The sequence below is a fragment of the Candidatus Krumholzibacteriia bacterium genome, from assembly GCA_035268685.1.
Lineage (GTDB): Bacteria > Krumholzibacteriota > Krumholzibacteriia > JAJRXK01 > JAJRXK01 > JAJRXK01.
The window spans coordinates 1-13663 of record DATFKK010000068.1 but is presented as its reverse complement, the minus strand read 5'-3'; the positions used below and the strand labels follow the sequence as shown (position 1 = coordinate 13663).

13 protein-coding genes are annotated in these 13663 nt (G+C 70.2%); 7 read left to right on the top strand and 6 right to left on the bottom strand.

The features are described from left to right. Nucleotides 1–247: 247 nt before the first annotated feature. Entirely contained in the window at nucleotides 248–445 is a 198-nt protein-coding gene (locus VKA86_06775; GenBank protein ID HKK70902.1) for a zinc ribbon domain-containing protein, read from the top strand. Between the two features lie 39 nt (nucleotides 446–484). On the opposite strand, the gene VKA86_06770 is transcribed toward VKA86_06775, so the two are convergent. From VKA86_06770 to VKA86_06745, 6 genes are all read right to left on the bottom strand, one after another. Next, a complete protein-coding gene (locus tag VKA86_06770; protein HKK70901.1) occupies nucleotides 485–2557 on the bottom strand; it encodes a M1 family aminopeptidase in 2073 nt (690 codons plus the stop codon). 68 nt (nucleotides 2558–2625) lie between these two features. Then, nucleotides 2626–3033, bottom strand: coding sequence for a nickel-responsive transcriptional regulator NikR (gene nikR, locus VKA86_06765; protein ID HKK70900.1), 408 nt, complete (start codon nucleotides 3031–3033; stop codon nucleotides 2626–2628). A 29-nt stretch (nucleotides 3034–3062) separates the two neighbouring features. After that, nucleotides 3063–3839, bottom strand: coding sequence for an ABC transporter ATP-binding protein (locus VKA86_06760; protein ID HKK70899.1), 777 nt, complete (start codon nucleotides 3837–3839; stop codon nucleotides 3063–3065). After that, complete coding sequence (locus tag VKA86_06755; protein ID HKK70898.1) at nucleotides 3826–4386, bottom strand: hypothetical protein; 561 nt, start codon at nucleotides 4384–4386, stop codon at nucleotides 3826–3828. The genes VKA86_06760 and VKA86_06755 overlap by 14 nt, the downstream gene beginning before the upstream one ends. Further along, nucleotides 4383–5045: an energy-coupling factor ABC transporter permease gene (locus VKA86_06750; protein HKK70897.1), complete on the bottom strand. Its 663-nt coding sequence runs from the start codon at nucleotides 5043–5045 to the stop codon at nucleotides 4383–4385. The genes VKA86_06755 and VKA86_06750 overlap by 4 nt, the downstream gene beginning before the upstream one ends. Continuing rightward, nucleotides 5045–5506, bottom strand: coding sequence for an ABC transporter permease (locus tag VKA86_06745; GenBank protein HKK70896.1), 462 nt, complete (start codon nucleotides 5504–5506; stop codon nucleotides 5045–5047). Before VKA86_06745 ends, VKA86_06750 begins: the two co-directional genes overlap by 1 nt. Nucleotides 5507–5659: 153 nt before the next feature. Here VKA86_06745 and VKA86_06740 point away from each other — a divergent pair, with 153 nt between their 5' ends. The 6 genes from VKA86_06740 to VKA86_06715 all read left to right on the top strand — a co-directional run bounded on the left by VKA86_06740 (nucleotide 5660) and on the right by VKA86_06715 (nucleotide 13614). Further along, complete coding sequence (locus VKA86_06740; GenBank protein ID HKK70895.1) at nucleotides 5660–6064, top strand: GntR family transcriptional regulator; 405 nt, start codon at nucleotides 5660–5662, stop codon at nucleotides 6062–6064. Then, complete coding sequence (locus tag VKA86_06735) at nucleotides 6057–6938, top strand: ABC transporter ATP-binding protein (protein ID HKK70894.1); 882 nt, start codon at nucleotides 6057–6059, stop codon at nucleotides 6936–6938. Before VKA86_06740 ends, VKA86_06735 begins: the two co-directional genes overlap by 8 nt. Next, the gene (locus VKA86_06730; protein HKK70893.1) at nucleotides 6931–8343 is read left to right on the top strand and encodes a hypothetical protein; all 1413 of its coding nucleotides are present in this window, start codon (nucleotides 6931–6933) and stop codon (nucleotides 8341–8343) included. The genes VKA86_06735 and VKA86_06730 overlap by 8 nt, the downstream gene beginning before the upstream one ends. A gap of 158 nt (nucleotides 8344–8501) precedes the next feature. After that, nucleotides 8502–11513, top strand: a complete 3012-nt coding sequence (locus VKA86_06725) for a FlgD immunoglobulin-like domain containing protein (GenBank protein HKK70892.1) — start codon at nucleotides 8502–8504, stop codon at nucleotides 11511–11513. A 114-nt stretch (nucleotides 11514–11627) separates the two neighbouring features. Next, nucleotides 11628–12071 carry a c-type cytochrome gene (locus VKA86_06720; protein ID HKK70891.1) on the top strand — a complete coding sequence of 148 codons (444 nt, stop codon included), beginning with the start codon at nucleotides 11628–11630 and terminating at the stop codon, nucleotides 12069–12071. 19 nt (nucleotides 12072–12090) lie between these two features. Then, a complete protein-coding gene (locus tag VKA86_06715; protein HKK70890.1) occupies nucleotides 12091–13614 on the top strand; it encodes a hypothetical protein in 1524 nt (507 codons plus the stop codon). Nucleotides 13615–13663: the final 49 nt, after the last annotated feature.

Below are 13663 nucleotides of genomic sequence, written 5' to 3'. Positions count from 1 at the left end.
TCGAGCCCGAGCTGGCACTGCGGCGCGAGTACGAGCGGCCGTCGCGGGGCGAACCGACCGGGACGATGGTCCACACCCTCTGCCCGGGGTGCCGGCAGTCGTTGCGCGCCGTACCGCGGCTCGTACGCACGAATTGAGGGGTCCGGGAACCCGGCCACGCCGCGGCGACGTTCTCGGTTGCGGAGGCCGCGCTCGCCGTTCGGAGCGTGGCGCACTCCTCGACCTCGCGATCCCGGAGGACGCTCCGATGCCCATGTACGACTACCTGTGCCCCCACTGCGGCGTGGCCTTCGAGGAGCTGCGCTCGATCGCCGAGCGCAAGACCGCCGAGTGCCCCGGCTGCGGAAAGACGGCCCAGAAGCAGGTCTCCGGCTTCTTCACCAGCCGCGGCAGCTCGACGCCGTCGAGTGGCTCGTGCGGACTCGGCAACCTCGGCGGCGGCTGAGGCTTCTGATGTCCGGCCACCCGTGCGGTGGCCCCGCTCTCAACGCAACAACGTGACCTTCCGCGCCTCGACGAGCCCACCGGCCTCGAGGCGCACGTGGTACACACCGCTCGCCACGGGGCGCGCGGCGTCGTCGCGTCCGTCCCAGACGACCTCGTAGCGGCCCGTCCCGAGCGGCTCGTCGCGCAGGGTGCGCACGACCCGTCCACGGGCGTCCACCACCTCGAGGCGCACCGTCGCGGCTTCGCCGATCGCGAAGTCGATCTGCACAGCCGGATTGAAGGGATTCGGGAAGATCCGCTCGAAGGCGATCCGCGGCCGGACCGGCGTCTGAACCTCGAGCAGCCAGTCCCTTCCGGGATCGATCGTCACGCTCACGACCCCGGCGTCGGCACGCAGCGTGAAGTCCTCCTGGCCCCGACCGATCCACACGGTCTGGTCCTGCGTCGTGCCATCGACGAGCTCCAGACGAACGGGCAGAGGGATCTCGTAGACATTGCCGGCCGGCTGTTGCACGCGCAGGTCGACTTCGGGCCCCTGGATCCTCCAGTCGACCGTGGGCCGCGGGAGTTCCTCGCGCGCGAGCCAGGGATCGAAGAACCAACCGAGATCGTCGCCGTAGACCGCTTCGCAGTGCGCGCGGAAGTCCTCGACGGTGACCGTCCCGAAGCGTAGGGCAGCGTCGGTGACGTAGTTGCGCAGGGCCGCGAAGAAGTCGTCGCGGCCGAGGACCTGCCGCAACATGTGCAGCACCAGGGCGCCCTTGTCGTAGACCACGCCACTGAACAGCGCGGTGGGCGCGGGATCGCGCAACGGTCCCGACCAGAAGTCCGATCCCTCGCGCAGGATCGCGCGGTAGTCGGCCGCGAACTCCGGTCCGTAGAATTCCTCGAGCCACAGGGTCTCGGCGTAGCGGGCGAAACCCTCGTTGAGCCAGATGTCGCCCCAGCGTTCGAGACGCACCGCGTCGCCGAACCACATGTGGGCCAGTTCGTGGGCGTTGACCAGGTCGCCCACCGGACCGGGGTAGAGCGTGCTCTGCTCTCCGGACACGGTGAAGGGACTGTCGCCGATGCTCGACAGGGTCGGGTGTTCCATGGCGACCGCGCCGTTGAAGAGCGCGTTGCCGTACTTGATGTCGGCGTAGGGGTACGGACCCCACAGCGCTTCGAAGCGATCCATCATGGACGCGGTGTTCGACCAACTGAACTCGGCGTCGTCGCGACGGGCCGCCGGCGCGTAGTACACGAGATCGATCGTGCGCGACGCCGTCGTGCCGTCGGCGAGCAGTTCGGTCACGGTGATCGGCTCGGTCCAGCGCTCGAAGTCGGCCACGATCAACGACACCAGGTAGCTCGGGATCGGCGTGGGCATCACGTTGGTCTGCACCACGCGCCCGTCGCCGAGCGTCTCGATCGACTCGCGGATTCCAGGCGCGGCCAGTTCGAAGTCGGCCGGCATCTCCACGGTGAGCCGCACCGTGGCCGCATCGGCGGGATGGTCGTGGCAGGGCCACCACGTGCGGGCCGACACCGGCTGGCTCAGGGTCTGCGCCACCGGCAGCTCGGGATCGGGCTGGAAGTCCTCGTCGATGAAGTTGGTGAAGCGCAGCCCGAAGCCGGGACTGCGGCCGGGCAACGGCACGCCCGCGTAGTCGACCGCGACGGTGGTCGTGTCGCCGGCCGCGAGCACCGCCGGCAGCGCGACGGCCAGGGTGTCGGCACCGTGCGTGAAGGTCGTCGGCGCGCCCTCCACCCGGACCGCGTCCACCGTCAGGCCCAGGCTCTGCGTCGACTCCGACTCGAGATCGAAGACGACCTCACCCGTGGACTCGAGCACCACCACCCGCGCGCGCATGGTCGCCGTGATCCGGTCGAAGGAATCGGGGAAGACGATCCGCAGGTCGACGTGCTGCACGTCGAGAGGTCGGTCGGCGCGGTCGATCGGCGCGAGATCGGGGGCGTCCCGGCGGGTCAGGGCTTCGGCCGCGGCCTGCTTCGCCGCGCAGCCGGCGTGCAGCCATCCGCGCACGTCGGGGTGGTCCGGCGCGGCGGCACGGGCCGCTCCGAGGGTCGACAACGACAGCAGGACGAGGAGAGACGCGCGGAGCATGGCCCGGTCCGGGGGTGGAAGGTTCCACGAGAGTAGGGTGCCACGCCCTCCTCCACAAGCCGGACGCGCTAGGGAACCGCCGGGCTCAGGTGCGCCGAGCGCACGCCCTTCATGCCACCGATGGTCAGGACCATGTTCTCGATCTCGTCGGGACGACCGCGCAGGATGATCGCCTCGAGGCAGTCGTCGTGGCTCACGTGTACGTGGGTGGTGCACAGCACGTTCACCAGGTGCGTGTGCTGCGCCTCCATGATCTTCTCGGCCAGGCCGGGCACGTGGTGGTCGTAGAGAATGGTGAGCGTACCGAAGACCTCGTCGACGCCCTCGTCCCAGGTGCGGCGGGCGAGGCGATCGCGGATGAGATCGCGCACGAACTCCGATCGCGAGCTGTAGCCGCGCTCGACCATCTCCTGGTCGACACTCGCGAGCAGGCTGGTGGGCAGGGACACGGTGAAGCGTGTGAGCGTGTCGGTCATCGAAGGTCTCCTCGGTCGCGTCGCCGGGTTCAACCCCAGTCGTGCACGTGGGGGTGTCGGTGTTCGTGGTGTCCGTGCCGGTGGCGGTGGGTGTGGACCAGGTTCGCGCGTTGCAGCAGGTCCATGTCGTCGAGCGCCGTCGCCAGCTCGCCGTCGAACGCCAGCCGGTGGTCCTCGCCCAGCACCAGCGCGCGGCTGCCGAACTCCGGGGCCAGGCTCAGGTTGTGCGTCGTGGTGATCACCGTGAGATCGAGGTCCTGCAGGAAGTCCACCAACCAGCCCGTGCTGCGCGGATCGAGGTTGGCGATCGGCTCGTCGAGCAGCAGCACCCGCGGCTCCACCGCCAGCAGCGCCGCCAGGCACACGCGCTGTTTCTCGCCGCTGCTCAGCCGGTAGGGAACGCGCTCGAGCAGGTGACCCACGCCGAGCCGTTCGGCCCAGTCGAGCACGCGCGATTCCTCGTCGTCGAAACCGAGCTGACGCGCGCCGAAGGCGATCTCGTCGAAGACGGTCGCGTGGAAGAGCATGCTGTCGGGATTCTGGAACTGCAGCGCGACGTCGGAGCGGAACCGCCGGGCGAAGTCGGCGTCGCGCAGGCTGCGCGCGTCGACGGGATGGCCGTCGTAGAGAACGCGGCCCGCGGTGGGTTCGATCAGTCCGTCGAGCACGCGCAGCAGAGTGGTCTTGCCACTGCCGTTGCCGCCGAGCAGGACGACCTTCTCGCCGGCGTCGACGGCGAAGCCGACGTCGTCGAGCGCGACGCTGCCGTCGGCGTGGCGAACGGTCAGTCTCTCAGCCGCGATCATGCCAGGCTCCCCGGGCGCGCATGGCGAGGGCGATCTCGTCGGCGTCGTGCAGCGCGCGGCCGAGCAGGTGGGCGCCTCCGGACGCGGCGTGGCGGGCCGCGGTGGCCGCGTTGGCACGGCGGTGCGTGCGGCTGCGCAGCCCCAGCCGGTAGTCCTCGAGTTCGCGCTGCAGCAGGCGTAGCTGCGCCCCGATCACCGTGATCAGTCCGAGCAGGCCGGGCCACGGGGCGAAGGCCCGCCGTGCGTCGACGCGCGCGACCACGAGCAACGTGAGCGCGGTCAGACCGAAGGCGCGCAGGTTCGTCCGCAGGATCCAGGCGGTGTCGACCGCGCCCTCGCGCCACCAGCCGAAGGCGGCGTAGGCCAGGGTGACCGTGGCCACGAAGAGACCGACGGCCAGCACCGCGCGGCGGGCGATCCGGCCGGCCTCGCGTCCGGCGAGCACCAGGACGACACCGGCCGCCGCTGCGAGCACCCAGGGATCGTGCACGAAGCCCGATCCGATCGCGGTGGCCAAGTACGCCAGGACGAACAACCGGTGTCTCACGCCCGACCTCCGGCCGGCACCGGCTCGACACCGATGCGGCGCAACGCTTCGATCATCATCACGGTGAGCAGACCTTCGCCCACGCCCACCAGCAGATGGGGAACGATCACGGCGGTCAGCGTGACGTCGAGACCGAAGGGGAAGAACAGCGGCCGACCGTCCGAGCCCGCGGCGACGGCGGGCTGCAGCCCCAGCACCACCGCCATGAGAGCAGCGGGCACCACCACCGAGAACCACCCCGCCCCGAACAGCGCGACCCGATCGCCCAGACCGCGCAGCAGACGGTGCACGGCGACCGCCGTCCACGCGCCGACGAATCCGATCAGCAACGCGGCCACCGGCACCGAGGTGATGCCTCCCACTCCGAACAAGCCGGCCTGCATGAGCAGCACCAGCGAGATGCAGACGAAGGCCGTCCACCCGCCGAAGGTCAGCGCCAGCAGCGCCACGCCGCCGAAGTGGACCGTGCTCCCGCCGGGGATCGGAATGCTGATCATCATGAGCACGAAGGCCAGCGCGGTGAGCACCCCGACCCGCGGCAACGCAACGGCGTCGAGCTGGCGGCGCACGCGCGCGATGCCCACGCTCCACAGCCCGGCCCCGACCACGGTGGCCGGGACGTAGGTCTGCGGTCCGAGGAATCCGTCGGGGACGTGCATCAGCCCTGGGAGATCCGCTGCGGCGACGCCCCGTCGCGGGCCACGATCCGGCGCAGACCCAGGAACAGGCCGAGGATCAGGACGACACCCAGAAGGATGCGTCCGACACCCCCGGTCCCCCCGGCCGACGACGAGACCGGCGCCATCTCGGCTTCGCCGTCGCTGGCGGCGACCCGTACCTGCGCCCCGTGGCCGTCCTGGGCGAAGGCCCGCACCACGTAGGACGTTCCGGAATCCGGAACGAATGCGATTCGTCCCTCGACGTCGGTCTTGCCGAGCAGGATCGGCTGATCCTCGCCCTCGGCCCGGACCTCGACCTCCTCGTAGGCCAGCGGAACGCCGTCGGCGTACTCCAGGGTGACGATCACGGCCTCGCCCCGCTCGACGTGGTGCTGGACCTCGTGCGCGGCCGCCGGAGCGGCGGCGAGCAGGACGGCGGCGAGCAGGAGTCGGCGGAGCACGATGCACCTCCGGGCGAGAGCGAATGTTACGAATGATGCAAAGCGTAACACTGGGGACGATAGGGATGCCGGACGGCGGCCGGAAGTGCGAAGCCGTGACGACCCGGGAATTGGACGGCAACCCGCCAGGTGTATTATCGTAGTGATACAGTCATGCACCACGACGACCGCATTCCCCACTTCGCGCTCAGCCCCTCCTCGGGCGTGCCGCTGTACCGCCAGCTCATGGAGGCGGTGCGCGCCGAGGTCGCGTCGGGTCGGCTGGCCGAGGGCGAGCTCCTGCCGTCGGTCCGCACCGTGGCGCGCGAACTGGAGATCAATCCCATGACCGTGTCGAAGGCCTGGTCGCACCTGGAGTCCGAGGGCGTGGTCGAACGCGTCCGTGGGCAGGGCATGCGGGTCGCGTCGGTGGCGACCGACGGCGATCCCGCCGAGCGCCGCCGCGCGCTGCTGCCCGCCGCCCGCGAACTCGCCGCCCGCGCCTACCAGCTCGGCCTGAGTCCCGAGGAGACCCTGGCCGTGCTGGGCCCCGTTCTGGAGGAGATGCGCCGTGACTGAGTTCCCCGTCCACGTCCAGGGACTCGAGCGCCGCTACGGACGCAAGGAGGTCCTCCGCGGCGTCGATCTCGACGTCCCCGCCGGATCGGTCGTCGGCCTGCTCGGCCGCAACGGTGAGGGCAAGACCACGCTGTTGAAATGTCTGCTCGGTCTGCTGCGGCCGGGCGGTGGCACCGCCCGCGTGCTCGGCCGCGATCCGTGGGACCTCGACGCCGACACCAAGGCGCGCATCGGCTACGTGCCCCAGGAGGTCGAACTCTACGGCTGGTTCAGCGTCGAGGAGACCCTGGGCTACGTCGGTTCCTTCTATCCTCTCTGGAACCACACCTTCGCCCGCGACACCGCGCGCGCGTGGCGGCTCGACCTCGACGCCCGGGTGAAGACCTTGTCGCGGGGACAGCTGCAGAAGCTGGGCATCCTGCTCGCCCTCGGACACGAACCCGAACTGCTGGTGCTCGACGAACCGGCGGCCAGCCTCGACCCGAGCGCCCGCCGCGAGTTCCTGGCCACCGTGATCGACCACGTGGCCGAACTGCAGCAGACCGTGCTCTTCTCCACGCACATCACCAGCGACGTCGAGCGGATCGCCGACCGCGTCGCCGTGCTCAAGGACGGCCGCATCCGCCTGGACGAGGAACTCGACACCCTGAAGACCACGATGAAGCGCGTGCGTCTGATCGGTCGTGTCGATCTTCCGCGGGACCTGTCCGTCGACGGCGCGCTGCGGGTGCGTGTGCGCGGCAACGAGGCACTGGTGAGTCTGCAACACGCCGACGACGCCCTGCTGCGTCAGCTCGAGTCGACCTGGAACGCCCGCGCCGAACTGCACGACCTGAACCTCGAGGACATCTTCCTGGAGCTGCACCATGACTGAGCTCGCGGGAACGTCGATGACCACGAACGAGGGCTCGCTCCGTACGCGCCTGCTGCTCGAGCACTGGGCGAAGCAATGGTGGACGGTGTGGATGGGCCTGGTGATCGTCGCCGATCTCGTGGTGCAGATCACCGGCATCGGACATCCGCTGTTCCGGGTGGCCACGCAGGCCTGGGTGGCGGCCGAGGTCACGATCGCGAACACCGCGCTGTACTACCAGTACCTGGCGCGGCCCGGCGCCCCGCTGTTGCCGGGCGTGCGGCGCGTGCACACCGTGCTCGCGGTGTCGGTGTTCGGGCTTCTGGTGGCGCCGAGCGTCGGAGTGTCCCTGTTCACCAATCCCTACCCGTGGGCGGCCGTCGCTGCGCTGCCCCTGGGTGTGGTGCTCGGGCTCGTGATCTGTCCGTTGCAGATCGTCGGTTCGTTCTGGGCCTTCGCGGTCTACGCCCTGATCTTCGGTTTCTTCCTCCTCTGGGTCGCGGTCGCCCCCGATCCGACCCTGGATCCGATCGCCGCCACCGTGTTCGCCGACCCTGCTCCCGTGCTGCTGATCGGTGCGATCGCCCTGGTGATGGTCGCGGCTCTGCTGTACTGGTCCCTCGGGCGTCCCAACGCCCACGACGGCGGAATGAGCCGCTGGGCCGTACGGACGCTTCCCGGCGACGGATGGCGCGACCTCGAGCAGTTCAGCGAGTCGGACTTCGCGTGCAACCTGCGGCGCCGGCCGAGACCCTTCGAGCCACGCACGCATCTGCCGTCGCTCGGCGAATTCGTCACGGCCTTCCGTCCGCTGATGCCGATGTCTCGACCGCTGCTGTACGCCGCGCTGCTCGCCGTGGGCTTCCAAGCCTTCGTGTGGCTGGTCAAGGGCGGCAACGATCTGCTCGAACCGGTGACCCGTGGCTGGCACGCCTATCTGTTGCTGGCCGGCGCACAACCCTTCACCGCGGGAGCGATCCGCCGGGTGATCCGTATCGAGGCCATGCGGCCGGCTCCGCGGCCGGTGATCCTGCGCGCGATCGGGACCGCCGGCCTGCTGAACATGGCCGTGTTCTCGGCCGCGGCGCTGGCGCTGTTGATCGCCGGGCAGGCCCTGCTCGCTCCCGAAACACTGGGGCGCTCCGAGTTCTGGCAGAGCTACGCCCTGATCCCCGCCCTGCTGCTCGTCGACGCCGGCGCCTACGCCTGGATGTCCGCGCGGGGTTCGGGGCAGGTCGCCGGCGCGCATCTCGCCGTGCTGGTCGCGGCGTTCGTCTTGACCGCGATCGTCACGGGCGACGGATGGTCATGGGTCGCGGTCACTGTCATGGCAGGGCTGGCGATCGGACTCCTCTTGTTCCGGCGGGCGTGGTCGGCGTGGAAGGGCCTGGAGCCCGGGATGTCGGGAGCGACGTCCGCGATCTAGGCGGCCATCGCTTCCACCGTGGAAGTGGCCGGCTTCCGGGCGGAACGTCCACGGTGGTCGGTTCGACGCCGTCGCTTCCGGAGATGAAGCGGCCTCACACAACCTGCATTGACACTCGTACCCTTCCCGGTCAGCGTCGAGGCCGAGGAGGGAACGACATGTCGAGATCCACCGTGGTGCACGTCACCGTCTGGATCGTCGCCGTGCTCGTCCTCGGTCCCGCGCGCGCATCCGTTCACGACATCCACCTGTACACCGACAGCACGCCCGACTTCACGTCGATCGAGGACTTCGTCGCCACCGCGACGAGCACATGGGACGACCCCGAGGACCAGGCCATCGCCCTGTGGCGCTGGATGGTGCGCAGTCACCTGCAGACCAGTGCGACCTTCGAGGACGGTGCGCCGGTCTGGGACCCGATCCGCTTCTACTCGAGCTATCCGAACACCTACTGCGGCTTCATGGCCGCCTACCTGACGGCCTTCGTCGACGTCATGGGGGGCGACTGGCGGCACCGGTACGTGGAACTCGCCGACCACACCGTGTGCGAGATCTCGTGGGACGCAGGTGCGACCTGGCACATGTTCGACACGTCGATGGTGATGTACGCGCGCCGCCACGACGGCACGATCGCCTCGTGCGCCGACATCGCGGCGCCGGGCAGCTGCGACCTGTCGCGCGCCTGGGGCGACGACCTCGAACAGGCCGGACACCTGTACCTGTACCACGGTGCGCCGGAGTGCGTGACGAATCCTCCGGACGCCAACCACACCGGCGAGTTCGGCCATCCGAGCGGCTACCGGAAGGCCACCGACAACCCGGTCCCCTACGCGCGCACCCTGCGCAACGGGGCCGACTCCTACGTGTCGGGCTTCAGCGTGCAGACCGCCTTCACCCACGTGCGCCACGGGTGGCGCAATCGTCTGCACCTGCGGCCGGGCCACGTGTACACGCGCTACGGCGACCCCCTCGGCTCGGGTTCGGAGTACGCCCGGCTGAACACCCGCGGCGGCGATCCGAACCGCGGCGACGAAGCGCTGCAGATCCGCAGCAACGGGCGCTGGGAGATCGAACCCGACACGAACGCGGCCGATCCGCGGGGCGGATGGTACGAACTCGACGGAGTCGTCCACCGCGACGACGACGGCGGCACGGGACCGGCCCTGCGACCGGCCGCCGGCGTGGGCGAAGCGCGGCTGGTCACCAAGGTGGACGCGTCGAACGTGATCACGTCCGCGCACGTCCACGTGGAAGGCATTCGCGGTGCCGGAGATCAGGCGACCCTCGAGATCTCGCGCGACGCGGGCCGGACCTGGATCGAGGTCGCCGTCCTCTCCGAGGGTTCCTTCGCGACCGACGTCCCGCTGTCGTCCGACGTCGTGGGCGGTGCCTTCGAACTGCTCGTCGGCGTCCGGCTGGTCCCCGACGCCACGCGGCAGGACTGCGGGATCGACGCGCTGTGGATCGAGGCGATCACGCAGGTCAACCGCCTGGCGCTGCCCCGCCTGCAACGCGGCACCAACCGCGTGCGTTTCCGGGCCGGCCCGCCGCAGGAGACGCTCACCCTGCTTCCGAGCCTCCACGCGGGTGCCGAGCACCACGGGTCGGGATCGGCCGAGGACTGGTCGGGCGTGACCTCGCTGGACAACCCCGTCACCTATTCGAGCCCCGCGCTCGTGCCGTCGACGTCCGGCACACCCGGCTTCGTGACCTGGCGCTTCGACGTGCCCACCGACATCGTCGGCTTCACCTTCGGCGGCAGCCTGATCACGCGCAGCGCGACCGCCGACGACCGGATCCGTCTGCGGAGTTCGTGGAACGGGATCGACTTCGAAACGCTCGAGGTCTTCGACGCGTCGACCGCGCCGACCTGGGACGCCCGTGTGGTGGCGTCGCCGTCGACGGTTCCGCCGGGCATGCGGTCGGTGTGGCTGCAGTACGAACTCGAGAGTTCGGTGGCGCCCTCGTCGCAGAGCACCGGCGTGCAGGAGGCCCTTCTGCAGGTGCACCACGAACCCCACGACACCGGCTTCGATCCGGTCGAGGTCACGTGGTGCTGGACCGAACACCGCACCGAGGGCGACGTCACCCGCCGTCACACCCGCGTGGTCCGCACAGCCGAGGAGACCTGGACCCTGAACGTCGCCGGGCACCGTCATCCGACCGTCGAGTGGATCCGGATGCGCCTGGCCGACGGCAGCACGGTCGAGGGCTACGACGACGGCATCGACGTCGGGCCCGGCCACGGCTACGACAAGGTCCGGATCGACGCCGCGTGGATCGACGACGTGGCGCTCGCGCGTCCCTACACGGTGTCGCGGCCGGCGGGCTCGACGAACCCCGACACCGACGGCCGCGAACTCACCGACGGCACGGTGATTCCGCCGACGGACTACGCGTCGTCGAGCGTCGTGCAGGGGCAGGTGGCCTACTGGGACGGGGACGACCCGCTCACCGTGACCGTCGACCTCGGCGCGGAGCAGACGATCGAGGCCCTGCGCGTGACGTCGCACGCACCGAACATCGACTACGCCCACGCCGGAACGATCCGCGCCATCGCCGTCGCCGGCGACGGGAGCGAGACCCCGCTCGGGGTGATCCAGCACGACGACGTGTTCAGCCCCGTGGGAACCCACCTCGACTGGGGACGCGTGCACTCGCTCGTCCACGCCGGTCTTCCGGCGGGCGGCCGCCTCGCCCACGGTTTCTGGTTGGTGTTCGACACACCGACCACCGCTCGCGAGGTCCGCCTGGACGTCGTTCCCCTCGCCGGCCACGGCGTCGGCCTCAGCGAGATCGCGGTCTACTCGGAGGTGCAGGTGAGCGATTGGCCCGACCGGGAGGTCGACCTGGGTGGGACCGTGGTCGCCGTGGACGACGTCCCGAGCACGGTGCCGCGCGATCGACTCCGCGTGGCGCCCAACCCCTCGAACCCGGCGACGGTCGTCACCTACGACCTGCCCGAGGCCACACACGTCGCCCTGCGCGTGGTCGACGTCCGCGGGCGTGTGGTCCGCACGCTCGTCGACGGGTGGCGCCCGGCCGGTTCACACCGGGCTCGTTGGGACGGACGTGACGATCGTGGACGCAGCGTGGCGTCGGGTCGCTACTTCGCCGTCGGGGAGTGGACCGGTACCCGGAAGGTGGGCGACATCACCCTCGTCCGCTGAGTGGAGCCCGGAACCGCGCACTTGTCCCGCCGGCCGGTCGTTGCGACCATGTCGCGGTCTCGTCGGGTCCGCGTCGCAGGGCCCAGGCCCCCGTGACTCGAGAGGAGTTCCACGATGTCCCGATGGTGGATCGCCGTCACACTCGGCACCTCGGTCGTGATCGCCCTGGCGATCGCGAACCCCGTCACCGACGCGTCCGCCCAGGACGAAGCCGTGCCGGGCGGGAGCACCGCCGTGGAGCGCGGCCGCTACCTCGTGCACGACGTCGCCATGTGCGTCCAGTGCCACTCGCCGCGCAACGACAACGGGCAGATCATCGAGCGGCAGATCCTGCGCGGGGGGACCGTTCCCGTAGAGGGACCGAAATGGGCGGCGGACTGGGCCTACCTGGCTCCGGATCTCCGCGCGCTCGCGCGAGCCCGCGCCGACTACCTGACGACGGTACTGATCACCGGAATGCGCCCCGACGGCACCCAACCGAAATCGCCCATGCCCCCGTTCCGCCTCACGGGACAGGACGCCGAGGCGATCGTGGAGTACCTGCGGAGCCTGCGGTGAGGTCCACGTGAGATCGCCCGTGTCGCGCACCGTCGCCGCCGTGTTCGGCGGCCGGTGGCGCGACCCACGGCATCCGGACTTCTGGATGGTCGTTCTTCTCGTCGCGGCGCTCGCGCTGAGGGTGGCCTTCCTGGTGCAACCACTGCCGTGGTTCGTGTCGATGGTCCCGGCCGACGACTTCTTCTACTACGCCGGGACCGCCCACCATCTGGCCGAGGGCGCGGGGAGCACGATCGACGGCGGGCTGACGTACCACAACGGCTACCACCCGCTGTTCCTGTGGCTGCTCGTGCCGGGCTTCGCGCTCGGACTGTCGAAGACGAGCATGATCTTCGTGGCCATGGCGATCCTGGTCGCCGCCTGGCTGGCGGCCATGGTGCTGGCCCGTGCCATCGGCGTGGCGCTGGGCGGCACGTGGAGCGCGCTCACCGCGCCGGCGATCATGGGCCTGAACGTGGAGTTCGCGAAGCTGTCGATGTCGGGCTTCGAGACCGCGCTCGTCACGGCACTGCTCCTGGCCGTGTTCCTGGCGTGTCTGCAGCGACGACCGGGATGGGTGGTCGGCCTGCTTCTCGGCCTGGCGGCACTGGCGCGCCTCGACAGCGCCATGGCGGCCGTGCCGATCGCGATCCTCTTCGGGCGGCAGCGGCGGTGGCGCGAGCTGGTCGTGGCCGGCGTGGTCTCGATGGTCGTGGTCTCGCCGTGGGCGATCTGGAGCTGGGCGAACTTCGGATCGCCCCTTCCCCTGTCGGGCGTGGTGAAGTCGTGGTTCGGGCAGACCGCCGATCTCTGGCGCGGCCCGGTGGTCTTCGCGCGGGAGTCGTTCTACCGGATCCTCGGCTACAACTGGCGCGACGTGGTTCCGCCCGAGGTCGCGCTCGCCGGCGGCGCGATCGTCGGCGCCGAGATCGTCCGGCGCGCGCGGGGCCTCGAGTGGCTGGTGGTGTACGCGCTCGGCGCGCCCGTCGTGTTCGCCCTGCTCACCGGATCGCAGCACGTGGCGCAGTTCTCGCGCTACTGCGTGCCCGCCTTCGTGCTGGCCGCGCTGCTCTTCTTCGTCACCCGACCGCACGGAGCGCGGATCGTGCTCGTGCTCGTGGTCGGTCTGGTGCTGTGGGGCAACGTCCGGTTCCTCGACTGGGCCTTCTCGGCCCCGCCTCTCCCCAACTACGTGGGCCTGTCGCACCGCGAAGTACCCGCCGTGCTCGACGAGATCCTCGCACCGGAAGACCTGGTCGGCTGTTTCGACTCGGGCGCGCTCACCTACTTCGCCGACGAGCCGGTGATCAACCTCGACGGCCTGGTCAACGCCGAGGTCGTCGAGATGCTCGCGGCCGACGAAGGCGGCACCTGGGAACGACGTTACCGCGAGTACTTCCACGAGAAGGGCATCACGGTGATCGTGGGTGGAACGCGTTTCTCGTGGGTCCGCCTGTTCGACGACCTCGACGCCTGGGAAGTGCTGCACGAGCCGATCCCGCTCGGCAGCGGTGGGGAGATCGTGTTCCTGCGGGTGCCCGACGGCCCGCTACCGCCTCCATGACGCGGTTGTCGGTGGGTCGGGGCTGGTGCATGATCACGGGGCTCGCCGG